This is a genomic window from Kitasatospora sp. NPDC048298 (genome assembly GCF_043201465.1).
Lineage (GTDB): Bacteria > Actinomycetota > Actinomycetes > Streptomycetales > Streptomycetaceae > Kitasatospora.
In genome coordinates this window covers 33,795-58,859 of record NZ_JBICYZ010000063.1, presented here as the reverse complement: position 1 = coordinate 58,859, position 25,065 = coordinate 33,795, and the positions used below count along the sequence as shown (strand labels likewise).

28 protein-coding genes are annotated in these 25,065 nt (G+C 70.2%); 9 read left to right on the top strand and 19 right to left on the bottom strand.

What is annotated here, in order from left to right:
• Positions 1–156 precede the first annotated feature (156 nt).
• From aspS to ACGF0D_RS34065, 9 genes are all read right to left on the bottom strand, one after another.
• Positions 157–1,464 (bottom strand): aspartate--tRNA(Asn) ligase, encoded by a 1,308-nt coding sequence (gene aspS / locus ACGF0D_RS34105; RefSeq protein WP_392922857.1) that lies wholly within the window; start codon positions 1,462–1,464, stop codon positions 157–159.
• A 125-nt stretch (positions 1,465–1,589) separates the two neighbouring features.
• Complete coding sequence (locus ACGF0D_RS34100) at positions 1,590–2,696, bottom strand: methyltransferase domain-containing protein (protein ID WP_392922854.1); 1,107 nt, start codon at positions 2,694–2,696, stop codon at positions 1,590–1,592.
• Complete coding sequence (gene tgmB / locus ACGF0D_RS34095) at positions 2,693–3,670, bottom strand: ATP-grasp ribosomal peptide maturase (protein ID WP_392922852.1); 978 nt, start codon at positions 3,668–3,670, stop codon at positions 2,693–2,695. Before tgmB ends, ACGF0D_RS34100 begins: the two co-directional genes overlap by 4 nt.
• 1 nt (position 3,671) lies before the next feature.
• Positions 3,672–4,010 (bottom strand): hypothetical protein, encoded by a 339-nt coding sequence (locus tag ACGF0D_RS34090; RefSeq protein ID WP_392922849.1) that lies wholly within the window; start codon positions 4,008–4,010, stop codon positions 3,672–3,674.
• A 214-nt stretch (positions 4,011–4,224) separates the two neighbouring features.
• Positions 4,225–5,058, bottom strand: a complete 834-nt coding sequence (locus ACGF0D_RS34085) for a helix-turn-helix domain-containing protein (RefSeq protein WP_392922848.1) — start codon at positions 5,056–5,058, stop codon at positions 4,225–4,227.
• Positions 5,055–5,582 (bottom strand): DUF6879 family protein, encoded by a 528-nt coding sequence (locus tag ACGF0D_RS34080; RefSeq protein ID WP_392922845.1) that lies wholly within the window; start codon positions 5,580–5,582, stop codon positions 5,055–5,057. Before ACGF0D_RS34080 ends, ACGF0D_RS34085 begins: the two co-directional genes overlap by 4 nt.
• Positions 5,566–5,757: a hypothetical protein gene (locus ACGF0D_RS34075; protein ID WP_392922842.1), complete on the bottom strand. Its 192-nt coding sequence runs from the start codon at positions 5,755–5,757 to the stop codon at positions 5,566–5,568. Before ACGF0D_RS34075 ends, ACGF0D_RS34080 begins: the two co-directional genes overlap by 17 nt.
• A gap of 245 nt (positions 5,758–6,002) precedes the next feature.
• Complete coding sequence (locus ACGF0D_RS34070) at positions 6,003–6,572, bottom strand: hypothetical protein (RefSeq protein WP_392922839.1); 570 nt, start codon at positions 6,570–6,572, stop codon at positions 6,003–6,005.
• A 59-nt stretch (positions 6,573–6,631) separates the two neighbouring features.
• Entirely contained in the window at positions 6,632–6,985 is a 354-nt protein-coding gene (locus ACGF0D_RS34065; protein WP_392922837.1) for a UBP-type zinc finger domain-containing protein, read from the bottom strand.
• 141 nt (positions 6,986–7,126) lie between these two features.
• Here ACGF0D_RS34065 and ACGF0D_RS34060 point away from each other — a divergent pair, with 141 nt between their 5' ends.
• Entirely contained in the window at positions 7,127–7,687 is a 561-nt protein-coding gene (locus ACGF0D_RS34060; RefSeq protein ID WP_392922834.1) for a YceI family protein, read from the top strand.
• A gap of 134 nt (positions 7,688–7,821) precedes the next feature.
• Here ACGF0D_RS34060 and ACGF0D_RS34055 read toward each other — a convergent pair whose 3' ends face one another.
• Positions 7,822–8,307 (bottom strand): ricin-type beta-trefoil lectin domain protein, encoded by a 486-nt coding sequence (locus tag ACGF0D_RS34055; protein ID WP_392922831.1) that lies wholly within the window; start codon positions 8,305–8,307, stop codon positions 7,822–7,824.
• 505 nt (positions 8,308–8,812) lie between these two features.
• Here ACGF0D_RS34055 and ACGF0D_RS34050 point away from each other — a divergent pair.
• The gene (locus ACGF0D_RS34050; RefSeq protein ID WP_392922828.1) at positions 8,813–10,210 is read left to right on the top strand and encodes an IPT/TIG domain-containing protein; all 1,398 of its coding nucleotides are present in this window, start codon (positions 8,813–8,815) and stop codon (positions 10,208–10,210) included.
• Between the two features lie 53 nt (positions 10,211–10,263).
• Here the strand turns inward: ACGF0D_RS34050 and ACGF0D_RS34045 are convergent, their stop codons facing one another.
• Positions 10,264–10,941, bottom strand: coding sequence for a class I SAM-dependent methyltransferase (locus ACGF0D_RS34045; protein WP_392922826.1), 678 nt, complete (start codon positions 10,939–10,941; stop codon positions 10,264–10,266).
• 201 nt (positions 10,942–11,142) lie between these two features.
• On the opposite strand from ACGF0D_RS34045, the gene ACGF0D_RS34040 reads away from it, so the two are divergent.
• Positions 11,143–11,781, top strand: coding sequence for a nucleotidyltransferase domain-containing protein (locus tag ACGF0D_RS34040; protein WP_392922823.1), 639 nt, complete (start codon positions 11,143–11,145; stop codon positions 11,779–11,781).
• A gap of 63 nt (positions 11,782–11,844) precedes the next feature.
• Here ACGF0D_RS34040 and ACGF0D_RS34035 read toward each other — a convergent pair whose 3' ends face one another.
• The gene (locus tag ACGF0D_RS34035) at positions 11,845–12,354 is read right to left on the bottom strand and encodes an RICIN domain-containing protein (RefSeq protein WP_392922820.1); all 510 of its coding nucleotides are present in this window, start codon (positions 12,352–12,354) and stop codon (positions 11,845–11,847) included.
• A 232-nt stretch (positions 12,355–12,586) separates the two neighbouring features.
• On the opposite strand from ACGF0D_RS34035, the gene ACGF0D_RS34030 reads away from it, so the two are divergent.
• Positions 12,587–13,132, top strand: coding sequence for a hypothetical protein (locus tag ACGF0D_RS34030; protein ID WP_392881494.1), 546 nt, complete (start codon positions 12,587–12,589; stop codon positions 13,130–13,132).
• Between the two features lie 51 nt (positions 13,133–13,183).
• Here the strand turns inward: ACGF0D_RS34030 and ACGF0D_RS34025 are convergent, their stop codons facing one another.
• Complete coding sequence (locus tag ACGF0D_RS34025; protein WP_392881492.1) at positions 13,184–13,387, bottom strand: DUF397 domain-containing protein; 204 nt, start codon at positions 13,385–13,387, stop codon at positions 13,184–13,186.
• Positions 13,380–14,246, bottom strand: coding sequence for a helix-turn-helix domain-containing protein (locus tag ACGF0D_RS34020; protein WP_392881489.1), 867 nt, complete (start codon positions 14,244–14,246; stop codon positions 13,380–13,382). The genes ACGF0D_RS34025 and ACGF0D_RS34020 overlap by 8 nt, the downstream gene beginning before the upstream one ends.
• 232 nt (positions 14,247–14,478) lie before the next feature.
• On the opposite strand from ACGF0D_RS34020, the gene ACGF0D_RS34015 reads away from it, so the two are divergent.
• Positions 14,479–14,841, top strand: a complete 363-nt coding sequence (locus ACGF0D_RS34015; protein WP_392881486.1) for an ATP-binding protein — start codon at positions 14,479–14,481, stop codon at positions 14,839–14,841.
• Positions 14,838–15,089, top strand: a complete 252-nt coding sequence (locus tag ACGF0D_RS34010) for a hypothetical protein (RefSeq protein ID WP_392881484.1) — start codon at positions 14,838–14,840, stop codon at positions 15,087–15,089. Before ACGF0D_RS34015 ends, ACGF0D_RS34010 begins: the two co-directional genes overlap by 4 nt.
• A 100-nt stretch (positions 15,090–15,189) precedes the next feature.
• On the opposite strand, the gene ACGF0D_RS34005 is transcribed toward ACGF0D_RS34010, so the two are convergent.
• The 5 genes from ACGF0D_RS34005 to hisC form a co-directional block, all read right to left on the bottom strand.
• Positions 15,190–15,855, bottom strand: a complete 666-nt coding sequence (locus ACGF0D_RS34005) for a DUF5666 domain-containing protein (protein ID WP_392922817.1) — start codon at positions 15,853–15,855, stop codon at positions 15,190–15,192.
• Positions 15,856–15,865: 10 nt separating this feature from the next.
• On the bottom strand, positions 15,866–17,077 hold the full coding sequence (locus ACGF0D_RS34000; RefSeq protein WP_392922814.1) for an ABC transporter permease: 1,212 nt from the start codon (positions 17,075–17,077) through the stop codon (positions 15,866–15,868).
• Entirely contained in the window at positions 17,074–17,913 is an 840-nt protein-coding gene (locus ACGF0D_RS33995; protein ID WP_392922811.1) for an ABC transporter ATP-binding protein, read from the bottom strand. The genes ACGF0D_RS34000 and ACGF0D_RS33995 overlap by 4 nt, the downstream gene beginning before the upstream one ends.
• 9 nt (positions 17,914–17,922) lie before the next feature.
• On the bottom strand, positions 17,923–19,326 hold the full coding sequence (locus ACGF0D_RS33990) for an efflux RND transporter periplasmic adaptor subunit (protein ID WP_392922808.1): 1,404 nt from the start codon (positions 19,324–19,326) through the stop codon (positions 17,923–17,925).
• Positions 19,327–19,633: 307 nt separating this feature from the next.
• Positions 19,634–20,713 (bottom strand): histidinol-phosphate transaminase, encoded by a 1,080-nt coding sequence (gene hisC / locus ACGF0D_RS33985; RefSeq protein WP_392881469.1) that lies wholly within the window; start codon positions 20,711–20,713, stop codon positions 19,634–19,636.
• Positions 20,714–21,055: 342 nt separating this feature from the next.
• Between hisC and ACGF0D_RS33980 the strand changes: the two genes are divergently transcribed.
• From ACGF0D_RS33980 to ACGF0D_RS33970, 3 genes are all read left to right on the top strand, one after another.
• Positions 21,056–22,213: a LacI family DNA-binding transcriptional regulator gene (locus ACGF0D_RS33980; RefSeq protein WP_392881466.1), complete on the top strand. Its 1,158-nt coding sequence runs from the start codon at positions 21,056–21,058 to the stop codon at positions 22,211–22,213.
• A 421-nt stretch (positions 22,214–22,634) separates the two neighbouring features.
• A complete protein-coding gene (locus ACGF0D_RS33975; protein WP_392881930.1) occupies positions 22,635–23,792 on the top strand; it encodes a metallophosphoesterase in 1,158 nt (385 codons plus the stop codon).
• Between the two features lie 289 nt (positions 23,793–24,081).
• Positions 24,082–24,972, top strand: a complete 891-nt coding sequence (locus ACGF0D_RS33970) for a hypothetical protein (protein ID WP_392922806.1) — start codon at positions 24,082–24,084, stop codon at positions 24,970–24,972.
• Positions 24,973–25,065 lie beyond the last annotated feature (93 nt).

The following is a 25,065-nucleotide window of genomic DNA, read 5'->3' as shown; positions in this document are numbered from 1 at the left end:
AAACGCTCGGCTGGGAAACCCCAGCCGAGCGCCTGGCTAAACTCCTCGCGGCCTAGACAACCGACCACGTGTTGCAACGACCACTAGAAACCACCCGATCTCCTCGCACGCGGCCCTTCCCGTCTTGTCGGCCGTCCGTTCCTCTTACGGTTCGAGCTACGGTTCGAGGCGGTGCGGGCCCCGGAAGAGGAAAGTCGCCTCGCGGATCGACGGCAGGCCGAGGGCGAGCATCAGCAGCCGGCCGAGTCCGAGCCCGAAACCGCCGTGCGGCGGGGTGCCGTAGCGGAAGCAGTCGAGGTACCCGGAGAGCGGCGCGGTGTCCATGCCCTTCTCCCCGGCCTGGGCGACGAGGCGGTCGTACCGGTGCTCGCGCTGGGCGCCGGTGGTGATCTCCACGCCCTTCCACAGCAGGTCGAAGGACTCCGTGACGGTCGGGTCGTCCTCCGGCCGCAGGTGGTAGAACGGCCGCACGGCGGCCGGGAAGCGGGTGACGAAGACGAACTCGTGCCCGGTCTCCTCGGCGACCAGGGCGCACAGCGTGCGCTCGCCCTCGGGGTCGAGGTCGTCCTTGACGCCCTCCGGGTCCCAGCCGGTGGCGCGGAGCCGGGCCAGCGCGTCGGCCATCGTGATCCGGGGGAACGGCAGCTCGGGAACCGTCACCGGGGTGCCGAAGTGCTCGGCGATCGCCGAGCCGTGCCGCTCGGCCACGGCGGTGAGGACGCGGTGCAGCATCCGCTCCTCGAAGGCCATCACGTCCTCGACCCCGTCGATCCAGGCGATCTCCGCGTCGACTCCGGTGAACTCGGTGGCGTGCCGCGAGGTGAACGACGGCTCGGCGCGGAACACCGGCCCGATCTCGAAGACCTTGTCGATGCCGCCGGCGATGGCCATCTGCTTGTAGAACTGCGGGGACTGGGCCAGGTAGGCGGTCCGGCCGAAGTAGCCCACCTCGAACACCTCGGCGCCCGACTCGGAGGCCGTCCCCATCAGCTTCGGCGTGTGCAGCTCGGTGAACCCCTCCTCGCCCGCCACCTCGCGCATCGCGCGCTCGACGGTGGTCTGGACGTCGAAGACCAGGTGCTGGGAGGGACGCCGGATGTCGAGGAACCGCCAGTCCAGGCGCTGGTCGATGCCGGTCTTCTCGTCGATCGGCAGCTTCGGCTCGGCCGGCGAGACGATCTCCACCCGGGACGGAACGATCTCCAGCCCGCCCAGCTTCACCTGCGGGTTGGCGACCACCTTCCCGGTGATCTTCACGGCGGACTCGACCGTCACGCCCTCGAAGGCCGCCTCGATGGCGTCGCCCTCCCCACCACGGAGGTGGGTGACCTGCACGAGCCCGGTGTGGTCCCGGACCAGCACGAACTGGATGCGCCGCTGGAGCCGGAGCGTGTTGACCCACCCGTAGACGGTGACCGTCTCCTCGAGGTGCTCGGGCAGCTCGGCGACAAGGGTGCGCGTCATGACAGGGAACTCCCTGGGTTTGCGGGCGCGTTGGTCGCGCCACGTCGACGGGCGGTAAACGGCCGCCCTGGGCGCGTTCACCGTAGTGGATCAAGCCCGTACGAGTCGCCCCGTTTTCCCCCGTGTCAGAGATCCCACCTGCTCCGCGCACCGCCCGGCGCCGTGTATCCGACGAACTGGCCCTCCGGCCCTGCCTCGACGGTGAACCACTCCCGGCGAGGCCGGTTCCGGTCGAGCCAGGTCCGGTGGGCGGCCTCGACCGTCCGCCAGAGGTCCCGGGGGCCGCCGAGAACGACCGTGCGGCCCCGCCCACGGGCGGTCGAGCCGTCGGCGTCGTCGCGCAGAGCATGGCCGTCGCGGACGACGGTGGGGCCGAGGTGGAGATCGGCCCAGAACGCGAACCCCGGGTCGTCCAGGACGTGCGGGTCGACCTCCGTGGCCCTGCTGTTCGCCTGCTGCTCGGGCGCTTCCAGCGCCGCGTCCGTTCCGTCTCGCAACGGCATGAAGCCGACCGGACGGTGCAGGAACCGCCCGACCGCACGGCCGTCCGTCAGCTTGGTCAACCTGGCCACCGCGCTGCCGACCGGGGCGACGATGAGACCGCCGGGCGCGCACTGGTCCAGCCAGGCGCGGGGGATGCGGCGGACGGCACAGGTGGCGATGATCCGGTCGTACGGCGCGGCGGCCGGGTACCCGTCGGCCCCGTCGGCCTGGACCACGGTGGGCTCGAACCCGGCCTCGCGCAGCCGGGTTCGAGCGGTGGCCACCAGCCGCTCGGTGCGATCGACGGTCGTGACGTGGGCCGCGCCGGCGAGGTGGCAGAGCAGAGCCGCGTTGTAGCCGGTGCCGGCGCCGATCTCCAACACCCGGTCCCCGGGCCGGACATCCAGCGCGTCGAGCATGTCGGCCATCAAGCTCGGCAGCGTGGAGGACGAGGTCGCCGGCCCACTCACACCCTCCGGCCCGGCGTCCTCCGCGTGCACGCCGTCGACCTCGGTGACCAGCACCCGGTCCGCGTACACCTCACGTAGCCAGACCTCGTCATCCCGCCACGACCGGTGGACACCGGATTCCTCACGGTAGAACACCGGCACGAACGGATGCCGGGACACGTTCAGGAACGCCTCGACCACCCGCGAGGACAGCACGGCGCTCCCACGCTCGACCTCCGAGGCGAGGGCCATTCGCGCCCGCAGGAGTTGGTCTTCGCCGTAGCGGGAGGTCGTCGTCATGATCGGTCGGTCCCTTCCAAGTAATCACAGATGGCAGCGGTGATGGGCAGGCCGGTCGCCTGCTCGACGAACCCGTACTGCCCGTTGGGGTTCACCTCCAGGAACGTCCAGTCCCCCGAGGGGGACACGACGAAGTCGAAGGCCCCGTACGGGAGTTCCAGAGAGTCGAGCATGCGGATGACCGCCTTGGCGATTTCAGGCGGCGGATCGCACACCCGGTACGTCAGGCTGTCGTAGTCGCTGCGCCAATCAACGGATGCTGCTTCCGAGTTCGCATGGATCTCAGCGGCGAACAGCCGTCCGCCGACGGCGGTGAGCCGGACCTCGTGGGCCTTGGGCACCCATTCCTGGAACAGGTGCGCCGTGGTGGAGATCGACGGATGCTCGACCTCGTCCCCTTGCAGCACGCTCGCGTACACGGCGACCGACCGGCCGCCGACGGTCCCACGGATCGGGGTGAAGGGCTTGTAGACCACGGGAGCCCCGATGCTCTTCGCGAACTCCCTTGCGACTTCAGGGCTGTTGGTGATCACCGTGCGCGGGACGCGGAGTCCGGACTCGGCCGCCACCCGGAGCTGGAACGGCTTGTACTCGGCATCGGCCGCTCGGCCCGGTGGCGGCAGCCATCGGCAGGGCAGCGCCGACAGCAGGCCCCCGAACCCTCGGCGCGCCTCGGCGGCGGCCACACTGCGGGCCTCAGCGGGCATCTCTTCCGGGAACTCCGGTGCCGTGGGCCGGCGGTAGTAGACCGACCGCACCGCCGAGAGGTCGAGCGTGCGCCGATCGGTGGCCAGCGTCCCGACCCAGCCGGCCCCCGTCCCGTCGAGGCCGGCCGCCACGGCCAGCCTCGACGGGAACCACGCCGTGTCCGTCCGGAAGACGGGAGTTCCACGCCGGTTCAGCTCCTCGATCACGAGGTCGGCAGTGGGATCGAACGTCCCCGTCAGCACGAGGACGGCGTCGGCGGTCGGCATGTCAGTCGTTGCTGCTTCCCGGGTCGTCCGGCGCGTCCATCTCGCCGGACGGCTGCGTCGGGCCGTAGGTCTTGGGCGGGTTGCTGGTCATGTAGACGCCGGGCGGGAGACCCTCGTAGGTGCAGGTCTGCGTCTCGTCGTCGTACTCGATGTCGGCCGGCAGGATTCCCCCGGCCCCGGTGACCGGGGCAAGGAAGCGGAAGGCGAACAGGCTCTCCGGCCCGCCCCCGCCGTCCAGTTCGGGCAGCCGGGTCGCCCCGGCCGCACCCATCGGCAACCGGGACTCCACCCGGTCGAACGCCGGAACGCCCGGCGTCCTGCTCAAGACGGTGGTGGACACGTGTACCTCCGTGTTGTCGCACTCATCGAATGACGGCACCATCCGGCGGGCTCTTCCTCATACTGAACTCACCGTGGTTGCCATCATCAGGCGAGAGCAAATGTAGGGGCAGAAAACGGTTGCCACGTATGGATTTCCTGTTGGGTCAAAAACTCGCCTGAACAACGGAAATCTGCGGCCGCTTGATTTCGCAGCCTCCACTCGACACCGGAGCTCACGAGGAAGATCGCGCGTCACCCAGGTACTCGTCCCGAATGGCCTCGATCACCCGGCGCACCTCCTCCCCGGTTGCGGCCGTGGCCGCGAATCCGTCGAACTTACGGACGTACGCCTCGACGTCACGCGGGTCGGTGACGGTCACCTCGGCGTGCACCGTCTCGATGGTGACCATGCGGTCGTCCCGGATGACGAAGGAGTGCCCCGGCACGTCGGTCTGCGGCGCGGCCAACGGAACGACCCGGATGTCGACATGGGAGAGTCGGGAAGCGGAGAGGATGCGGTCCAACTGTCCAGCCATCATCGCGGGCGGCACAAGACGCCAGCGGAGAACGGACTCGGTGATGACGAACCGGAGTGTCTTGGTGGCATCGTAGAGCGACTGCTGTCTCGCCAACCGCGCGGCAACCGCTCGCAACAGCTGATCCTCGCTGATGTCCTTCCTCCCGAAGACCGCTCGCACGTACTCCGGGGTCTGCAGGAGTCCGGGAACGAGGGAGGGCTGGAATACCCGGAGGAGCCTGGTGGAGTCGTCCAGGGCTTTGATCTGCTGCTGTTTGCGATGGTGACCGAGGCGTCGGATCAGCCGCCAGGCCGTTGCTTCTGTGGCCTGTGCCCGTGCGACGGCCATGTACTCGGCCTTGACCTCCTCGGGCACTCCTATGGCCGTGAGGATGCGCTCCACGTCCACGACGGTGGGCGACACCTTGCCGGTCTCGATCTTGCTGAGCTTGCTGGGAGACATGACAGCACTGCGGGCCACGGCCTTCGCTTCCTTACCGGAAGCCTGCCGAAGTTCCCGCAGCGCCGCCCCGAGCTGGGTTCTGTTCACTCGCTGTGCTCGGCCCACCATTCCGAGAAGGGCACCGCATGTGCCATCGCAGTGTCCCGGTACGCCTTGTAGTCGGCTGCCCGACTTCCTTCGAGGAACTCGGCGCCGAGGTACTTGCCGTTCTCGTCGTAGCCCATCGAGACGGCGGTCTCGTCGTCGAAGAGCCAGAAGTCCGGGGCCTCGGGAAGCGGGTTCTCCCGACCGGTGGTGTCGAGGATGAAGAACTCCTCGCCGGCCGCCATGTTGCGGTGGTATCCCCAGGCGAGCTCGAACCGGAGGTAGTCCGTGAGTGGCCGCGAGAGGATGTGCACCCGGTACATGCGCTTCCCGGCCTTCGCTGCTGCGGCCACCGTCCTGACCCATCCGGCGTTCCTGTAGTCGTCCGGCTGCTCCTCGCCCGCGAGGAAGGCGCGGTAGGCGTCGACTCCACCGGACTGGCTGTAGTCGTCGAGCGTCTCCAACCGGAAGGCCTCGTGTTCGAACGCCGAGAACCAGTCCCCGAGGGTCCTAGATGAGGTTGTCACGGACGGCCTTTCGAATGAGTTCGACAGGAATCTCGACCACGGACTCATGAGCCGGGATCCGGAGACCGTGCTCGGTCATGTGCTCGCCCTGGACGGCGATGGTGCCTCGATCCGTGAGGTACAGAGTCGGGCACTCGCCCTCGTCGCAGGAACCTACAAGCCGGGTCAGCTTCACAGTGCCTCCTTGCTCGTTCCGGTCTCCGGACGATGCTCCCGAAGTGAGCCAGGTGCGGGCAAGACGTTCACGTTGCCGGTTCTGGAAACTGGGCTTACATCGAACACCTGCCGGAAAACGCAGCGTCACACGGACGACCCGGCGGCCCCTTGCGAGGCGCAAGGGGCCGCCGGAACGAAGCCAGTCCACGAGTTGGGCTGATCATTGAACGCCGACAGAAGGCGGAAGCGTCGCCATCGGACGGGTCAAGCCGAACAGCTGACGCCGAGCTGGCCGGCGGCTTGCTGGGAATTCTGCAAATGTGACACGGCGCCGCCGAGGTCAGAACTCGCTGCTTGAACTGCCACAGTCACACTGTTCGGATCGTACACATTGGCGGAGCCAAGATCTGCGGACGCCCTGTAAACGCTCTGCGAGCCAGCCGCCTGCTCATTGATGATCGTATCCACATCCGAATGGTTACTTCCCGGTCGAGGTATCGCCTGGAGGTCACCTACGAGCTTCTGCTGGTCCCCAGCAAGAGAGTTGACCGCGTCTGTGAGGCTGTTGAAATCTCCCTGTGGAACCGATCCCACCTGGGCGTCTTGGTACACCACGGCGAGCGCTTCCTGTGCACTTCTCAGGTCCTTTTTGACGTCCCTGGCGTCCTGGTTGCAGACGCTCGTGGCTTTCGACTTCCATTCACCGATCGAAGACGGTTTCGGCCACAGCGTGAAATAGAGCGTCAACGCTGCCGCGATCGCCGCCACGATTCCGGCCAGCCATCCGATCTTCACCGACAGGCTGCTCTTCTTGGCCGCTTGATTCTCGCTCATCCTGCACCACCTGAAATCGGGGGCACCGCGTGTGCTGCCTTCTCCATCGAACGTGGGCGTCAGTGGAGCTGGGACTGCCAGTCGGCGGGGACCTGGCCGGCGGGGCCCGGGGTGGGTTGGGTGGTGGGGTGGGCGGTCGGGGGTGCGAGGGGCGGGCCTTCGTAGTAGGCGCCGGTGTCGAGGTTCCAGAACCAGTCCTCGCCGGGCTCGAAGCTGACCAGGAAGGGGTGGCCGGCCTGGCGGGCGTGCTTGGTCGCGTGCTGGCCGGGGGAGGAGTCGCAGCAGCCGATGTGGCCGCAGGCCGCGCAGCGGCGCAGGTGGAGCCACCAGCCGCCGCCGGCGAGGCACTCCGCACAGCCGTCGCCGCTGGGCGCCGCGGTGGGGTCGATTCCGGGGATCGGGTCGCCGGTCATGCCTGCCTCCTCGGCTGGGCGGTCCGTCCCCACCAGCGTGGCCCCGCCGTGGTGGTGCTGCCAGTCCGGCGTGGTCCTACGCTGGCTGAGGGGGCTCGGGGCAGCACCGTCATCACCGGCACCACCTCACACGGAGTCGCCATGGCCGCCACGAAATGGTTCTTCGAGCCCAGCCACACCGGCGCGGAGTTCCGCGCCCGCCACATGATGGTCACCTATGTGCGGGGCCAGCTGAAGAACGTGCAGGGCCTCCTGGAGGTCGATCCGGACGCCCCGGAGAAGGCCCGGGTCGAGGCGACCATCGACGCGACCCAGGTGTACACGGGCGCGCCCGAGCGGGACGCGCACCTGCGCAGCGCCGACTTCTTCGACGTCGAGCACCACCCGACCTGGACGTTCGTCGGTTCGAAGGTCCACCAGGTGAGCGCGAGCTGCTTCGAGGTCACGGGGGAGCTCACCATCCGCGGTGTGACCCGCCCGGTCACCTTCGACGTGACGTACCTCGGGCAGTGGGACACCCCGTGGTGGGAGGACGGGCGTGACCTGGGCCCGCGGCGGCGCGCCGGCTTCACCGCGACCACCCGGATCAACCGGCAGGACTTCGGCGTGAGTTGGAACGACGTGGTGGACCGGGGCGGTGTGGTGGTCGGCGACATGGTCGACGTCGAGGTCGATGTCGAGGCGGTCCTGGAGAGCGTCTGACCGGCCCACAACGGACAGCCGGGCACCCCGGTACAGCGGGGTGCCCGGCCGATGAAGCCGGATGAAGGCCCTACCGGCGTCCACTGCCACGGGGTGACGATCGGGAGCGGCGGGTCGGGGAGGGCCGGCGGGTATCAGGCGAGCGCCAGGCTGATCTGCTCGTTGAAGACCACCCAGTGCTGGCCCGGGTCCTTGGCGTCACACGGCTTGGTGGAGATGTTCGGGGTGCCCCAGGCGTTGGCGAGGCAGTAGGCCGGGGCGAAGGTCAGGGAGATCTGCTGGCCGTTGACCGTCCAGTACTGCCCCTGGTCGTTGGGGTTGCAGGCCTTCGTGGAGACATCCGGGGCGTTCCAGGTGTTGGCGAAACAGTAGGCCGGCGCCTTGGCGAGGGAGATCTGCTCGCCCGAGAGCTTCCAGTGCTGGCCGTTGTCGTTGGCGTCGCACGGCTTGGTGGAGACGTTCGGGGTGCCCCAGGCGTTGGCGAGGCAGTAGAGACCGGGGGTGCGCGTGGCGCGGTGGGTGGTGTCGGTGTCGGCGGCCCCGGCCCCGCCGGCCGGCAGGAAGGAGGCCGTCAGGGCCAGCGTGGCGACGGCGAGCGTCTTGCGGAGTGCAACAGCCATGAGGCGGATTCCGTTCTCGCTGGAGGCCATGCGGTTCGCGCACAGCCATGGGGGTTCTTTCCCTGCTCGGGCCCGAGCGCAAGGAAAGTGATAGCAGCGATCGCGGACGAACCCATGGTGTCGTGCAGGATGTTCATCCGAACGAGCAACCCGGTGCACCGGGCTGACGGGACGTGTGACCAGCTCGGAGATCCGGGGCCGCTTCCCGGAGCACGCGTTCGACGCAGCCGGTTCCGGGCCGGCCGCAGCCGCGGTGGCATCAGATCCCGCTTTCGCGCCGGGATTTGAGGGAACTGGCCTCCGGTTGTGAATACTGTGCGATGATCGCCGTCGGTGGCACACCCCGCACAACCGGCTCCCTGACGTGACCAGCGGCGGCTGGGTGCGGTGGGCCCCACCGACGACTGCCGTTCAGCGGGCGGCCGCGCTCCGCGCGCCCCCGCTTCGCCGCGCCGGACCGGGATCGCCCGTCGTGGCGCGGCCCAACTCCCTTCGAAGGGCGTCCATGTCTCGTTCCGTCCTCGCCACGACGTCGGCCCGCCGCACCGCGGCGCTGCTCACCACAGCGACCGCCACGCTCGGCCTGCTGACCGTGGCAAGCCCCGCTCACGCCGACTCCGCCGTACAGCTCGCCGGCCCGGCCGGGCCCCTGCCGACGAACACCGCCTACACCGTTACCGTCAACCTCCCCAACAACAACCCCAACTTCCGCCTCAACTCCTCCAACATCAAGTTCGCGCTGTCCGGCGCCGCCGCCACGGTGACGTCAGCGCGGACCTCGGACGGCTTCTGGAACTGCGACTTCGCTGCCGGATCGTCCGGATCGTGCTGGCACCTCGCCAACATGGCATCCCCTGTGACGATCACCCTCACCGTCATGCCGACCGCGGGCGGGACCGTCACCACCGACGTCAAGGCCTTCGACTTCACCGGCGCCAAGCAGGTGGGGAGCGACAGCAGCAGCACGCGGATCGCGTCCCCGGCTCCCGCGGTGACCGGCCTCGCCCCCGACCACGGCCCGCTCGCCGGCGGCACCAAGGTCGTCCTCACCGGAACCCACCTCACCGGGACGACCGCGGTGAACTTCGGTACCACGCCCGCCACCGCGTTCACTGTCGACAGCGACACGCAGATCACCGCCACCACCCCCGCCGGGAGCGCCGCGGGACCGGTCGACGTCACCGTCACCACCCCGGGTGGCACCGGCGCCGCGGGGAAGTACACCTACGAGGAGGGCTCGTACGTCTTCTCGCAGACCTCCGACCCCACGTCGGGTTCGACCGTGAAGACCGGTGACAAGGTGACCTACACCGTCACCGTCACCCAGCGGGGCACGGGCGAGGTCAGGGGCGCGACCGTGACCGGCGACCTGTCGAAGGTGCTGGACGACGCCGCCTACAACGGTGACGTCAAGGCCACCTCCGGCACCGCCGAGGTCAAGGACGGGAAGCTGTCCTGGGCCGGCGACCTGCCGCAGGGCGGCACCGCGACGATCACGTACTCCGTGACCGTCAACGGCAACGGCGACAAGCAGCTGCACAGCGCCGTCACCACGTCGGACGGCAAGCGCGGCACCTGCGCGGCGGAGAAGGACTGCGGCACCGACCACACCGCGACCGCCGCAAGCACTCCGACGCCCACCCCGACGCCCACGCCCACCGGCGGCCAGACCCCCGACCCCACCGCGTCGACCACGGCGCCGGTGACCCCGGAGTCCTCCTCGGCTCCCACCACACCGCGGACGTCGTCCGACACTCAGACCCGGTCGACCGCGCGGGCCTCGGGCGGCTCCCTCGCCAGCACCGGATCCACCACCCTCACCACGGCGACGATCAGCGGCGCCCTGCTGATACTCGGCGGCCTCACCGTCGCCCTCAGCCGCCGCCGGCGCCGCCACGGCTGAACCGGCAGACTCTGACGGCGTACGGCCCGAGGGTTCGGGCCGTACGCCGCAGTTCAGTGACGGGGCGCCCTTCGGGCCTTGGCGGTGACGATCAGAGTGCCGATGTGCCCCTCGGTCGGCGCGTCGAGAACCGTGGCTTCCGCCGACTCGAATCCACTCCGCAGGAGCAGGCCGACCCACCTACGGGGTGTGTAGGAGTAGCGGTACGCATAGAGCGCCCTCCCGGCGAATCCACCCTTGTACATGCCCTGCGGGCCATACGCGCCGGGGATGGCAGGGGGTTGCGAGAAGGCCAGGATGCCGCCGGGGTTCAGGCGGGAAGCGATGAGGGGGAACAGCTTCAGCGGGTCCGTGAACCACACTGCGCCGAAGATCGAATAGACCGCGTCCCACGTCTCGTCTGTGCCGCTCAGATAGTCCAGGACCTCCGCACACCGGATCCGGACGCCGGACGCCCCCCAGCGCTCGGAGACCTTCTCGACCATGACGGGCGAGAGATCCACTCCTGTGACCTTCACGCCCAGATCGGCCAGCGCGGCCATCGCGCGGCCGGCACCGCACCCGATCTCCAGGGCGCTGGCCGGCGACCCGAGCAACTCCGCGCCGGGCCCGTGATCGGCGTACTGGGTCCAGCGGAACACCGGCCCGGTGTCGAAGACGTCGTCCTTGATGCCGGCGGCGTACGTGTTCCAGAGTTCGCGCTCGGACTCGATGTCGTGCTGTGCAGGCAACGGGCTTCCCTTGAGGAGGAGTTGGCAGGCGAGTGCCCCTGCCCCAAGGTACGAGACAGGGGCGGCCCGGTGTCAGGGGGACGCAGGGCGGAGTGGGAAGTCGGCCGGCCCGACTTCCCACGCAGGTTGGCGTCGGAGCGGCCCTGAGCTGTGGTGGCCGGGCCGGCGGGATTCGGCCGGTGCGGCACGTAGGTTGGCATGATGACCGACTCATTGCCGCCCGGCGGCGTCGTGCTCGATGCGGACGAACTGGCAGCCCGGTGGGCGAATCCGTGGCGGCCGGAACAGGCGGCGGAACGGCTGGCCGGGGTGAGCACCAGCTGGTGCGTCGCGGCGGGTTGGGCGCTGGACCTGTTCCTCGGGCGGGAGTCGCGGCCGCACGGTGACCTGGAGATCGCGGTGCCCGCGGCGGGATTCCCGGAGATCCGGGACCGCTTCCCGGAGTACGTGTTCGACGCGGCAGGCTCGGGACGGGTCTGGCCGGCGGCCGGCGCCGAGGCCCTGGCGGCCACCCACCAGACCTGGCTGCGGGATCCGGCGGACGGTCGCTTCCTGCTCGACGTCTTCCGCGAGCCGCACGACGGCGGGACCTGGATCTGCCGACGGGACGAGGGGCTGCGGCTGCCGTACGAGGAGATCATCGAGCGGACGGCCGACGGGATTCCGTACATGGCACCAGAGTTGGTGCTTCTGTTCAAGGCGAAGGCGGTACGGCCCAAGGACCAGGCGGACTTCGGCACCGTGCTGCCGCTGCTGAGCCGGGCGAGGCGAGAGGCCCTTGGTGGATGGCTGGAGCGCGTGCACCCCGGGCATCCATGGCTGGTGGAGCTGGCGGGGTAGCGGACACTTCGAACGTCGTGGCCCCGTCGAGCAACGGCTCGACGGGGCCACGACGTTACGGGCCTAGAAGTAGATGAGGGTCCAGAGCTGGTTGAGCGAGGGCTTGCCGTACGTCTGGACGAGCTTGACGTTCTTGCCGACACCCTCCGCCGTCAGGACCTCGTTCAGGTTCTTCCTGCTTGCGATCGTGGTGTGCTCCTGGCCGGTGTCCACGACCCACTGCTGCGTCAGTTTCCCGGGCTCGCAGGGCTCCAGTCGGACGTCCTGCCCGGTCCCCTTGTCGGTGACGCAGTTCCTGCTGTTGTCTCCCTCGATCGTGTAGATCCCGGTCCCTTCGGCGGTTTCATCGACCTTCGTGAAGTACCAGCCCTCCAGGGAGGTGGCCCCCGGCTTCTGAGTCACGACTGCCCAGGTGCTGGTGTACGCGAGGTTGGTGTCGTCCGCCTCGTTCTGCGCTCGCGCCCAGAAACCCACCGTGTCTGCGGCGGCCGCCACAGACGAGGTGCCGACCACGGCACCCGAGAGCATTACTGCCCCCATCGCGGCTACGGCGATCTTCCTGGTGATGCTCACTCGTTCTCTCCTTGATATTTCCCGCACCCACGACCATGGGTGCCGACGGGAACGTAGCAGCACAAGGTTCGTACAGAGTCTTTTCGGACATGAGATCGTTGGCGAACAACTCGGATGACCTAGCCGGTTGATTCAATCGGGTCATTGCCGGGCGAGAACATGCGGTCGCAGCTCACCACGGGAACCATTCGATGGCATGAGGTCGCACAACTGAACGCCCGAGGAGAAAGCAGTGGCCATGACCAGGAGAGTATCCGTCGCAGCCGCGGGGGCGGCCCTGATTTCGGCCTTCACGGCCGCTACTGCGGTACCGGCCGCAGCCGACTGCGAGGATCCGCCGACTGCCGCCCGGGCGAGATTCTTCGCCAACGTCCGGAACGAGGGGGATGGGACATATCTCTATCACCCCATCGGCAACTACGTCCAAACCTTGGACTCGATTTCTACCGCCCACCCGTTGGATGTGACCTGGGATTTCCAATACGTCGGAGAAACGGATGGAGGGACCGGGATCTATGCGATCAGGTCAGATGGAACCACGTCGTGCATCACGAACAACGGTCTCGGCAACCGCGCCATCCTGGCACCTTGCGACAAGGCCGACCTCGCTCAGCAATGGGCGGTGACAACGGCCCAGGAGCACAGCGCGATCGTGAACATGAAGTTCAAGAACACCGCACTGCGATCGAATGGGACCGGCAACGATGTCACGCTCGTCTCGACCGTCGGCCCGCCCACCAGAAATCAGCTATGGACCTTCAGCTACGTGGGGCAGTGAGCCTCGCCCTCTGGCCTGTCGCGCAGGAGCGACAGGCCAGAGGGCGGATCGCTAGGCGGTGGTGGTGGTCAGGTGATCGAAGTCGCCGGCCTTCGTGCCCTCGAGGAGGGCGGCGAACCTGGGGGTGGTCGTGCGGACGATGACGTCGCCCTCGTCGGACTCGCGGAGTTCGATCGCGGCGCCAGACACACGGACCTCAACACAGTCGGCGTTCGAGCCGGAGTAACTTGACTTCTGCCAGGGAGAGTTACGCATATTTACTTTCCATGTTCTTCTTGATTGACCGAATGAACTCTCGGGAGTCCTCCTCCGAGAGAGCAGCCGAACCAATCTGGGCGAGCAGTGACCGAAATCTGGCTGTGTGGGCTGGCGCATCGAAGAGCAGGTTGCCTACACCCGAGTCCGCTTGGACTGCGTCAAGCTCCCGAACTGGCCCTTCGGCATACGTGAAGTTCTCATTGGGGAGCGGGATCGTGTCGGCATCGAACAGCACGACTCGAATCGAGATGTTGGGCCGTTCGGAGGCTTCGACAAGGGCACCGAGTTGCTCTGCTTGGACCCTGGCTCCACTGAACTGCATGCGCAGTGCGGCCTCGTGGATGTATGCGGCGAACGGAGTCGATTCGGCTTGGACGATGTGCTGACGCCGCAAGCGAAAGGCCGTCCTCAAGTCGACCTCGTGACCCGGAAGAAGTGGATAGGAACGAGCAAAGATGGCTGAGGCATAGTCGTTCGTCTGAAGCAGCCCATGGATGAAGGCCATCGTGTAGGCCGAGAGCCCTCGTGCGTGACCTTCGATCTCGGCGATCTCAAGGAAGTCCTGCGAGAGGCGCCCGCGGTACTCCTCCCACCAACCGCCCTTGTCGCGGTCCGTGATGATGTCCGCCAGCGCATCGATCAAGGGCTCGTTCACGCACATGCACAACGCGGCGATCGTACGCAGGCGTTCGACGCTGATGCCGGTCTTCCCGCTCTCCATCTGGGTCACGTGGGCGGGGTTGATACCAAGAGCGCGAGCGAGTTGGCTGCCGCCGAGACCGGCCTGCTCCCGCATCCTGCGCAGCTCGGCTCCCAACCGCAGCTGACGGAGGGTCGGGTTCGATCGTAGGGCCATGGGATCAGTCTGCCTCAGAGCGGTAGCCACGTCCGGGTGAACTTCTCGCAGATCGCCACAAGTTTGTGGCGATCAACGCTATCGTCATTCCCAGATCGATCCGACGGATCGTCAGCATCCCATGGTTTCCGGGCAGTAGGCGCCTGCTGCCCTCCTGCCGAAGAGCAACCGCACCCCGGCCTGGCTCACGGCTCCCCTCTCCTCCCCACACCACAGCCTCGCGGAGGTTCCCGTGTGCACCCGTAACACCCCCTCGATCACCCTCACCCGGCAGGCCCTGCGGGACGTCCTGACCCGCGCCGCCTGGGACTCCGAGACCATCATCGCCGCCGAGTTGGCCCTCGACGAGCTGATCGTCAACGCCTGGCGGCACGCCGACACCGCCTCGCCCGTCGTCTACTTCTCCCTCCTCGACCGCACCCTCCGGGTCTGCGTCGCGGACGAGAGCTCCATGCTCCCCGACGAGCAGTCCCTCAACCTCCACGCCGAGTCCGGCCGGGGCCTCCAGCTCGTCGCCGGGCTCACCCACCGTTGGGGCGTCGACCCCCAGAAGCGTGGCAAAACGGTCTGGTACGAGCTGGACTCGGCCGCGTGACCCGCGAGCCGGTCGCGCCGGACGACCCCCGGATGCGGGACTTCACCCCCTCCCACATCACCGCCCTGCTCGGCGAACTCCACCGGCGCGGCCTCCCGTACGGGCTCCTCTGGGGCTCCGCCTCGGCCGGCGAGACCATCCTGGACGGCCGGCTCCTGGTCGACTTCGGCAACGCGCCGGTCTCCACCCTCCTCAACCTCCTCCACCTCCTCCGGGACCTGGACCGAGAGGCGGCGTGGGAGCGCTGACCCTTCCCCGACCGCGCTGACTTCCGACCGCGCCGAGCACATGCGGAGGCCCTCGCCCAGGGAAGGGGCGAGGGCCTCGCGGTCGTCCGTCGGCTCCGGGTCAGCCGCCGGACGGGTTCCTGGGCGCACCACCGCCACCTCCACCGCCACCACCACCGAAGCCGCCGCCGAACCCGCCCGTGCCTGCGGCCCCTTCGACGAGCTGGCTGGCGGTGTAGCCACCGTTGGCGTCGGGGGTGCCGACGACGGTCACGCTCTGGCCGGGCTGGAGGTCGGCGACCTTGCCCTCCTTGTTGAGCTGGACCTTCGTCGCGTCGCCGGTGGTGACCTTGATGGTGTTGCCGTTGCTGTCCGTCAGGTAGACGGTGTTGCCGTCCACGGCCTTGACCGTGCCGCGCGCGAACCCGCCCTGGCCCTGGCCCTGTCCACCCTGCCCCTGACCACCCTGGCCCTGGCCCCTACGACCGGAGCCGCTCTGCCCGTAACCACCGGCAGCTGTCTGGGCAGCCGCCGGACGGGCGGACTTCCCGCCCCCCGAGGAGGACCCCTGGCCCTGCTGGAACCAGACCCCGCCCGCGAACGCGCCGCTGGCGATCACGCCACCGGCCAGCACCAGGCTGAGCCAGGGCAGCTTCCTCCTCGGCGGCGCCGCCAGTTCGGCGCTCACGTCCCGCGCGTCCGGCGGGGTGGCGAGCAGGGCGACCTGCTCGGCCGGCGTACCGGCCTCGGCCGTGGCGACCGTGGCGATCTCTTTGCTGCTGCTCATGGATGGAGTCCTACTCGTGCCGGAGGGCGTCGATCGGCCGCAGCGAGGCGGCCCGGTTGGCGGGGTAGCTGCCGAAGAACAGCCCGATGGCGACGGCGATGGCGAACGCGCCCAGCACCGACTCGGGGATCACCACCGGTTTGATGCCGACGATGCTGAAGTGCGAGCCGGCGATCCCGGCCGCCACGCCCAGCCCCGCGCCGATCACCGACAGCAGCGTCGACTCGGTGAGGAACTGCCCCAGGATCACCGCGCGCGGCGCGCCGAGCGCCTTGCGGATGCCGATCTCGCGCGTCCGTTCGGTGACCGTCACCAGCATGATGTTGGTGATCCCGATCCCGCCGACGAGCAGCGAGATCGCCGCCACCGCGCCGAGCAGCACGGTGAAGGTCTTGGTCGTGCTCTCCCTCGCCGTGAGCAGCGAGGCCTGGCTGGTGATCCGGAAGTCCGCCTTGGCCGGGTCGGCGATCGCGTGCGTCCCGAGCAGGACCCGGGTGATCTCCGACTGAGCCGCCGTGGTGCTGTCCGCAGACGAGGCCTGGACCAGGATCTGGTTGACGGAGCCGAAGCCGGTGAAGGCGTTCTGCACCGTCGGGAGCGGGGCGATCACCACGTCGTCGGGGTCGGTGAAGCCGCTGCCGCCCTTGGCCTGGAGCACGCCGACCACGGTGAACGGCGTGCCGCCCAGCACCACCGACTTGCCGACCGGGTCCTCGGTGTCGAACAGCTGCTTGGCCGTGGTCGCGCCGAGCACCGCGACCTTGCGCGAGGCGAGGACGTCGTCGTCGGTGAAGTACTCGCCGTGCGCGACCTTCTGGTTGGCGGTCTCGAAGTACGACGGGTAGGTGCCGACGACCGAGCCCGGGCTGTACGAGATGTTCCCGTAGAGCGCCGTCGCGCTGGTGGTGACCACCGGGGCGACCGACCTGATCGCCCCGCTGGAGGAGTCGCTCGCCAGCGCCTTGGCGTCGGCGACCGTGAGCTTCTTGACCGAGGAGGTGGCCCGGGAGCCGCCGTTCGCCGAACCGGAGCTGACCGTCAGCGAGTTGGTGCCGAGCGAGGTGATCGACTCCTTCACCGCCACCGACGAGCCGTTGCCGACGGCCAGCAGCAGGATCACCGAGGCCACGCCGATCAGCACCCCGAGCATGGTGAGCGCCGAGCGCACCTTGTTGGCGGCCAGGCCGCCGACCGCGAAGCGGAGCGTCTGCCAGAGGATCACGCCGGCACCCCCGCCCCGTACGACGCCCCCGCCTCGTACGACATCCCCGCCTCGTCGAGGTAGGGCGGCGGGCCCTCCACGGGCGCCTGCCGGAGGTCGCTCACGATCTGCCCGTCCACCAGCCGCAGCACCCGCTTGGCGTGCCGCGCGACCTCGTCCTCGTGGGTGATCAGCACGACCGTGCGGCCGGTGGCGTTGAGCCCGTCGATCAGGGCCAGCACCTCCTCCGTCGAGCGGCTGTCGAGGTTGCCGGTCGGCTCGTCGGCGAGCAGCATCGCGGGCGCCGTCACCAGCGCCCGGGCCACCGCGACGCGCTGCTGCTGGCCGCCGGACAGCTCGTTGGGCTTGTGGCCGGCCCGCTCGGCGAGCCCGACCAGGGAGAGCGCGGCCATCGCCCGGCGGCGCCGTTCGGCGGTGCGGACGCCCGCGTAGGCGAGCGGCAGCTCGACCTGGGCGAGGGCGGTGGTGCGGGGCACCAGGTTGAAGGACTGGAAGACGAAGCCGATCTTGCGGTTGCGCACCAGTGCGAGCTGGTGTTCGTCCAGGTGGCCGACGTCGGTGCCGTCCAGCAGGTACTGGCCGGAGGTCGGGACGTCCAGGCAGCCGAGGATGTTCATCAGGGTGGACTTGCCGGAGCCGGAGCTGCCCATCACGGCGACGTAGTCGCCCTGCTCGATGTCCAGGCCGACGCCCTGCGGTTCGCCGCTCCGCGGGTCGGACGGGCCGCGCAGCGCGTGCACGGTGGCGTCGCCGTGCCCGTACGCCTTGGCGAGCCGGCGGAGCCGGATCACCGGGACGGGGTGCGCCGGGACGCGCTTGTCGATGACGTGACGCATGACCTGGTCTCAGCCCCTGCCGCCGCGGCCGGTGCCGCCACCGGCCCCACCGGCCCCACCGCCGCTGCCGCCCGGGAAGACCTGGCCGCCACCGCCACTGCCGCCGCGGTTGCCGCCGACCCCCGGGAAGGAGGCGTTCGGGAAGCCGTTCCCGCCGCTGGTGGTGGGGAGTTCGACCTTGTCGCCCTCCTTCAGCCCGGAGACCACCTGCACCGTGCTGTCGCCCTCGACCCCGACGGTGACGGTGACCCGCTCGGAGGCGCCGTCCGGCTGCACCAGGGTCGCGGTGCGCGAGGCGCCGGTGCCGGAGAGCGCGGAGGTGGGCAGCGAGAGCGCGTTGTCGGCCTCACCGGTGATCACCTGGACGGTGGCGCTGAGGCCGGTGCGCAGCGTGCTGGTGTCGCCGGAGAGCTGGAGCGTGGCCGCGTACTGGACGGCGGCGGAGCCGGCCGCACCGCCGGAGCCGCTGCTGCTGGGCAGCGAACTGACCGACAGGACGGTCGCGTTGAGCTTGGTGTCGGACTGGGCGTTCAGGGTGACGGTGGCCGCCTCGCCCTTCTTCAGCTTGAGCGAGTCCAGCTCGGAGAAGTTGGCGGTGACCTGCATCCCGGTCGGGTTGGTGAGCACGATGAAGCCGCTCGGCGCGGCCGTCGAACTCGCGCCCGTCCCCGTGGACTTGCCGGAGGAGGAGGTCCCGGAGCCCGAGCCGGAGCCGGTGGCCCCGACGGTGTCGCCGACCTTGCCGGAGATCGAGGCGACGGTGCCGTCCACCGAGGCGGTCAGGGTGGTCCCGGCCAGCGCCGCCTGGGCGTTGGCGAGGTTGGTCTGGGCGGTGGTGACCTGCTGCTGGGCCTGGGCCACGGCCGCGTCGTCGACCTTGGTGGTGGTGATGGTGGTGGTCTGCGGGGCGGGCGTACTGCTCCCGCCCGCCCCGCGGCCGCCACCACCGCCGCCGCCGGCCCCGGCGCCGGGAGAGGCGTCGGAGGTGGCGCCCGGCAGCGGCTCGGTGGTCGTGGTGGTGACACCCGCCTGGGCCTTGGTGAGGTTGGCCTGGGCCGTGGTGAGGGACGCCTGGGCCGCGTCCACCTGCTGCTGGGCCGCCGTGGTGTCGACGGTGGCGAGCACCTGCCCCTTCTTCACGGCGTCCCCGACCGCGACCTTGAGCGCGGTGAGCCGGCCGCCGGTGGTGAAGTCCTGGGCGGCGTCGGTCGGTGAGACCAGGGTGCCGGTTCCGGACACGGTGGCCAGGACGGTGCCCTTGGACACCGTCGCGGTACGGGCCGTCGGCTTGGCGGAGGCCGGGCCGGAGCTGCCACTGACCGTGGCGTACACCAGGGCGGCCCCGCCCAGCAGGGCCACGCCGAGCGCGGAGTTGACGAGGACGGCGCCTCGCCGCCGTGGGAGCACCTTCATGCCGGACAGCTTCCCGGTGCGCTCTTGCGCTGCCCTGGGCACCGACTGGGAGAAGACTGACCGACCGGATCCGGGCATTCCGGGCGGATGCCCCGTCCTCCGTCGGCGCCTTGGCCGCTCCGTGGCCAGCCGTTGGCCGAACTCCCAGCGGGCTCCCAGCGACCCACAGCCTTCCGGGAGGAGGCACGGCGGGCGTCGAAGGACGTCGAAGACCCGAGGAGGCCCGTCGACGACCCGGGCGGAACGCCGCAGGGGCGCGCCGGAGGACCGGCGCGCCCCTGCGATCAACAGCAGGACGTCAGAGACGTCAGAGCGACTTGCGGAAGGCCTCCGCCACCGACAGGAAGATCGAGTTGCCCTCGGCCTCGCCGATCGACACCCGCACGCCCTCCGGGAACGGCCGCACGACCACGCCGGCCTCGGCGCACGCGGCGGCGAACTCGAACGAGCGCTCGCCGAGCCAGAGCCAGACGAAGTTGGCCTGCGAGTCCGGGATCTCCCAGCCCTGGGCGCGCAGCCCGGCCACCACCCGGGTGCGCTCCGCGACCAGCGCCTCCACCCGCTCCAGCAGCGCCTCCTCGGCGCGCAGCGAGGCGACGGCGGCGTTCTGGGCGAGCTGGCTCACGCCGAACGGGGTGGCGACCTTGCGCAGCGCGGCGGCCACCGGCTCGTGCGCGATCGCGAAGCCGACCCGCAGGCCGGCCAGGCCGTACGCCTTGGAGAAGGTGCGCAGCACGCAGACGTTCGGGCGGTCCCGGTAGAGGTCGATGCCGTTGGGCACCTCGGGGTCGCGGATGAACTCGATGTAGGCCTCGTCCACCACGACCAGGACGTCGCTCGGGACGGCGTCCAGGAAGCTCTCCAGCTCGGCGCGGTGGATCACGTTGCCGGTGGGGTTGTTGGGGTTGCAGACGAAGACCAGCCGGGTGTTCGGGGTGATCGCGGCGAGCATGGCGTCCAGGTCGTGGTCGCCGTTCTCCTTGAGCGGCACCGGGACGGGGGTGGCGCCGGAGACGGTGGCGACGATCGGGTACGCCTCGAAGGAGCGCCAGGCGAAGATCACCTCGTCGCCCGGGCCGGCCGTGACGAGCACCAGCGACTGGGCGATGCCGACCGAGCCGGTGCCCGTGGCGATGTGCTCGGCGGGCACGCCGAAGCGCTCGGCCAGCACCGAGGTCAGCTCGGTGACGCCCATGTCGGGGTAGCGGTTGAACGAACCGGCCGCCTGAACGGCCGTCTCCAGCACGCCGGGCAGCGGCTCGTAGGGGTTCTCGTTCGAGGACAGCTTGTAGGCGTCGGCGCCGGCCGGCTTGCCGGGCTTGTAGGTGGGGATGCCGTCGAGGGTCGGCCGCAGCCGCGGGCCCTGCGCTGACGTACCACTGCTCACGGTCGTACTCCGTTTCCAGTTGCGGAACTCTCCGGTGCGCTCGCCCGCCACGGACGGGTTCGCCTCCGTGCCCGGGACCTCGTGTCGCACCCGGAGCACCCGGTCGGGTGCCTTGCACGATACCGATCGCCCCTCACCCGTAGGAGTGAGATGCCCGGTCGGGTTACAGGCGCAGACCAGCCATTCTGCCGCGTTCCTTTGGCACATGTCAGAGGTAAGAAGGCTGGTTTCAGACGGGTATCGAAGGGGCGCACCCCGGCTCACTCTTGGAGAAACGTATCTCCGAGGGCTCCCGATGCGCCGGTCACAGACCCTTGTCAGGAGCCATACGATCGGTCCGCCATGACAGCAGCAGCCAACCAGAGCGGTCGGCGACCCACCACCTCGCGGCGTCTGGAGCGGGCCGGCATCCGGGATGTGGCAGCAGCCGCCGGAGTGTCGATCACCACTGTCTCCGACGCGCTGAACGGAAAGGGCCGCCTTCCCGACGAGACCCGCAGCCGGGTGCGCGAGGTCGCCGAGCGCCTCGGCTACCGCCCCTCCGCGGCCGCCCGCACCCTGCGCACCGGCCGGTCCGGCCTGATCGGGCTGACCGTCACGACCTACGGCGAGGAGCCGTTCACCTTCACCGAGTTCGCGTACTTCGCCGAGATGGCCAGGGCCGCCACCAGTGCCGCCCTGGGCCGCGGTTACGCGCTGGTGGTGCTGCCCGCCTCCTCCCGCCACGACGTCTGGGGCAACATCGCCCTGGACGGCACCGTGGTGATCGACCCGCCCGACCAGGACCCCCTGGTGAGCGAGCTGTACCGGTCCGGCGTCCCGGTGGTCAGCGACGGCAAACCCGGCAACTGCCCGGTCACCGCCTGGGTCGACAACGACCACGAGGCCGCCGTGCTCGGCATCCTCGACCACCTCTCCGAGGCCGGCGCCCGCCGGATCGGCCTGCTCACCGGCACCAGCACCGACACCTACACCCGGCTGTCCACCGAGGCCTACCTCGGCTGGTGCGCCAAGGTCGGGCAGGAGCCGGTGTACGAGACCTACCCGGCGCACGACCCGGCCGCCGGCGCCGTCGCCGCCGACCGGCTGCTCGCCCGCCCCGACCGGCCGGACGCGGTCTACGGACTGTTCGACCCCAACGGCACCGACCTGCTGGCCGCCGCCCGCCGCTACGGCCTGCGGGTGCCGGACGACCTGCTGCTGGTCTGCTGCAGCGAGAGCGACGTCTACGCGACCACCGAACCGCCGATCACCACGCTCTCGCTCAAACCGCGCAAGATCGGCACCACCGTGGTCAACCTGCTCATCGACGCGATCGAGGGCGTGGACTCCGGGACGGGCGTCGACATCGCCAGGCTCTTCCCACCGCGGTTCCGCACCGCCGGCACCGGGCCGCCGCCGGGCACCCTGATGCCGACCGAGCTGATCGTCCGCGCGTCCTCCCAACGCCGGAATCCGCGCACCACCGTCAGCCCGCCCCGCCCCCCGGGCGAGGTTTAGACCACCGCGCAGCAGCAGCCCCGCAGCCGGAGCACGGTACCCGGCCGGGGCTGACGAGACCGTACCGAGCCGGGACAAAACGGACCTTGCGGGTCCACCCGGCTGACGCTCCGGAGGATTGGATACCCACCAGGTGACGACGCCGGGAGAGTGGTCTTCCTATGATGGGCGAATGACACCCGAGGACCGCTTCCCCGGGCCCGAGCACCCCCACCCGGGCCCCCGCCACCAGCCGGACCTCGACGTGCTGCCGTACGGCACCTATTACGAACCCGACCCCGCCCCCGGCTACCAGGCCGCCCCCTACGAGGGCGAGGGCTACGGCGGGGAGACCTACAGCGGCTACGGCGGAGCCCGCTACCTGGAGCAGCACTGGCCCGCCGGAAGCCAGGGGCACACCGTGCACGCCCAGGGGATCGGCATGGACAACACCCCGACCTTCTCGCACCCGGGCAGCGGGTACGAGGGGCGGGAACAGGGCGGGTACGAAGGCCAGGAGACGGGCGGGTACGAAGGCCAAGAGCAGGGCGGCTACGAGGGGCGGGACCAGAGCGGCTACGAAGGCCAGGAGACGGGCGGCTACGACAGCCAGGACCAGGGCGGGTACGACGGCCGCGAGCAGAGCGGATACGAGCCCACCCTGCCCGACCAGCCCTCCCCGGCGCTCCAGCTCGCCGGCCGCGACGACCCGCCGACCATCGAACTCGGCCCCCCGCTGCCCGACCCCGCCGCGCCGACCTACCCGTACCCGGCCCCCGGCCCCGGCGAGCCGCCCGGCCCCGTCTACGTCGTCGGCGACGTGCACGGCTACCTGGAGGAGCTGCGCGCCGAACTGCGCCACCAGGGCCTGATCGACGACGACGGCCACTGGTCCGCCGGCCGCGCCCGGATCTGGTTCCTCGGCGACTTCACCGACCGCGGCCCCGACGGCATCGGCGTCATCGACCTGGTCATGCAGCTCGCCGCCGAGGCCGCCGCGGCCGGCGGCTACTGCCGCGCCCTGATGGGCAACCACGAACTGCTCTTCCTGGGCGCCGCCAAGTACGGCGACGAGCCCGTCCAGTCCACCGCCGGCACCGCCTCCTTCCTCGCCGCCTGGCGGCTCAACGGCGGCCAGCAGAACGACCTGGACCGGCTGGAGGCGCACCACATCAGCTGGCTCTCCCGGCTGCCCGCGATCGCGCTGGAGGACGGCCACCTGCTGCTGCACTCCGACACCACCGCGTACCTGGAGTACGGCGAGTCCATCCCCGACGTCAACGACGCCGTGCACGGCCTGCTCGCCGACGGCAGCGTGGACGACTGGTGGGACTGCTTCCGCCGCTTCACCAAGCGCTTCGCCTTCCGCGGCGACGCCGGGCCGATGGCCGTCCACGAGCTGCTGGACACCTACGGCGGCACCCGGATCGTGCACGGGCACAGCCCGATCCCGTACCTCACCGGCGCGGTGCACAACGACGACGGCCAGCCGCCGCACATCCCCGGGCCGTACGTGTACGCGGACGACCTCGCGGTGGCGATGGACGGCGGCGTCACCATGGAGGGGCGACTGCTGGTCGCCCGGCTGCCGATCGGCTGATCGGCGGCGCGTGGGCCGGGCGGCCGTCGAACCAGGCACGTCCGCCGACCGGTCGTCAACCCACCATCGCCGCAGAACAGTTGTTCCCGGCGCTCGGGCCGTCGCACGCGCGCGTCCCGGGGCGCGAAATTCCGGAAACCGACTGTCAGCCCGGGCGCGCCCGCCCCTACCATGAGGCACACCACACCCGGCCGCCCGTCCGGCGGCCCGCCTCCGCGCCCGTTCCGGCGCCCTGAGGGCCGCGCGCCCCCGGGGCGCGGCGAACGGGGTCCGCACGAACGGGGTCCCCATGTCCAACCCCCCGCCACTGCTCGCCGAGGACCGCGCGGAGTACGAGCGCCTCCTCACGGAAGCCCTGCGCGACCGCACCGTCCTCACCGCCCTGCGCGCGCCCGGCGCGCTCACCACCGACCAGCTGCGCATCAGCGCCCTGCGCGACGCCGACCGGATCAACGCCGCGGCCGCCACCGAGTACACCCACTACACCCGGCTGCGCGAGAGCCTGCACAGCGCGCCCCCGCCGCCGCCCGGCAGCGACAGCGCCGCGCCCGGGCTGCTCAGCCAACTGCGCTCCGGGGGCGGCGCCGGACTGTTCCCCGCCCTCACCGTGCTCACCCCGATCCTGGCCTGGGCCGCCGCCCTGTTCCTGCTGCTGATCGGCTACCTGCTGCGCGCCACCAGCCCGAACCTCGCGCTCGCCCACTCCCTGGTCACGGCCGGCTGGGTGGCGCTCGCCGCCGGCGTCGCCGCGATGGCCATCGGCATCGTCGGGCTGCTGCTCACCGCCCTGCGCGAGAGTGCCTCGACCGCCCCGGCCGGCACCGACCCGGAACTCGCCGCCGAACTCGGCGACGCCCACCGCGAGTGGCGCACCACGCTGCGCGAGCGCGGACTCGTCCCGTACCTGCTCGACGCGCTGCCGCCGGTGCCCGGCTCGACGGCCCGGACCGCGACGGGCACCGGGCCCGACTTCAGCAGCCCCGACTTCAGCGGCCCCGACTTCACCAGCCCGGACTTCAGCAGGCCCGGCTACACCTCCCCCGGGTTCACCAGCCCCGGCCCCGAAGGGCTGACCGACCCCCACGGCCGCACGCCCCGCCCGGCCGCCTTCACCCCGCCCGACTTCACCGGGCCCGGGTACACGCCGCCCGACTTCACCGGGCCTGACGAGGTCGGCTGAGCCTTCTCCCGCAAGGGGGCGCCCCGGGGGACATCCCCACCCCCGGTCCGGGTGCGGCCACCATCGTCGGCGACCGCGCCGCCCGCCAGGCTG

Bases quoted from the DNA above. Each gene is read 5' to 3' on its own strand.
- aspS (WP_392922857.1), bottom strand. From the start codon at position 1,464: ATGACGCGCACCCTTGTCGCCGAGCTGCCCGAGCACCTCGAGGAGACG.
- ACGF0D_RS34100 (WP_392922854.1), bottom strand. From the start codon at position 2,696: ATGACGACGACCTCCCGCTACGGCGAAGACCAACTCCTGCGGGCGCGA.
- tgmB (WP_392922852.1), bottom strand. From the start codon at position 3,670: ATGCCGACCGCCGACGCCGTCCTCGTGCTGACGGGGACGTTCGATCCC.
- ACGF0D_RS34070 (WP_392922839.1), bottom strand. From the start codon at position 6,572: ATGAGCGAGAATCAAGCGGCCAAGAAGAGCAGCCTGTCGGTGAAGATC.
- ACGF0D_RS34065 (WP_392922837.1), bottom strand. From the start codon at position 6,985: ATGACCGGCGACCCGATCCCCGGAATCGACCCCACCGCGGCGCCCAGC.
- ACGF0D_RS34060 (WP_392922834.1), top strand. From the start codon at position 7,127: ATGGCCGCCACGAAATGGTTCTTCGAGCCCAGCCACACCGGCGCGGAG.
- ACGF0D_RS34055 (WP_392922831.1), bottom strand. From the start codon at position 8,307: ATGGCTGTTGCACTCCGCAAGACGCTCGCCGTCGCCACGCTGGCCCTG.
- ACGF0D_RS34050 (WP_392922828.1), top strand. From the start codon at position 8,813: ATGTCTCGTTCCGTCCTCGCCACGACGTCGGCCCGCCGCACCGCGGCG.
- ACGF0D_RS34040 (WP_392922823.1), top strand. From the start codon at position 11,143: ATGACCGACTCATTGCCGCCCGGCGGCGTCGTGCTCGATGCGGACGAA.
- ACGF0D_RS34025 (WP_392881492.1), bottom strand. From the start codon at position 13,387: ATGCGTAACTCTCCCTGGCAGAAGTCAAGTTACTCCGGCTCGAACGCC.
- ACGF0D_RS34020 (WP_392881489.1), bottom strand. From the start codon at position 14,246: ATGGCCCTACGATCGAACCCGACCCTCCGTCAGCTGCGGTTGGGAGCC.
- ACGF0D_RS34005 (WP_392922817.1), bottom strand. From the start codon at position 15,855: ATGAGCAGCAGCAAAGAGATCGCCACGGTCGCCACGGCCGAGGCCGGT.
- ACGF0D_RS33995 (WP_392922811.1), bottom strand. From the start codon at position 17,913: ATGCGTCACGTCATCGACAAGCGCGTCCCGGCGCACCCCGTCCCGGTG.
- ACGF0D_RS33990 (WP_392922808.1), bottom strand. From the start codon at position 19,326: ATGAAGGTGCTCCCACGGCGGCGAGGCGCCGTCCTCGTCAACTCCGCG.
- ACGF0D_RS33980 (WP_392881466.1), top strand. From the start codon at position 21,056: ATGACAGCAGCAGCCAACCAGAGCGGTCGGCGACCCACCACCTCGCGG.
- ACGF0D_RS33975 (WP_392881930.1), top strand. From the start codon at position 22,635: ATGGACAACACCCCGACCTTCTCGCACCCGGGCAGCGGGTACGAGGGG.
- ACGF0D_RS33970 (WP_392922806.1), top strand. From the start codon at position 24,082: ATGTCCAACCCCCCGCCACTGCTCGCCGAGGACCGCGCGGAGTACGAG.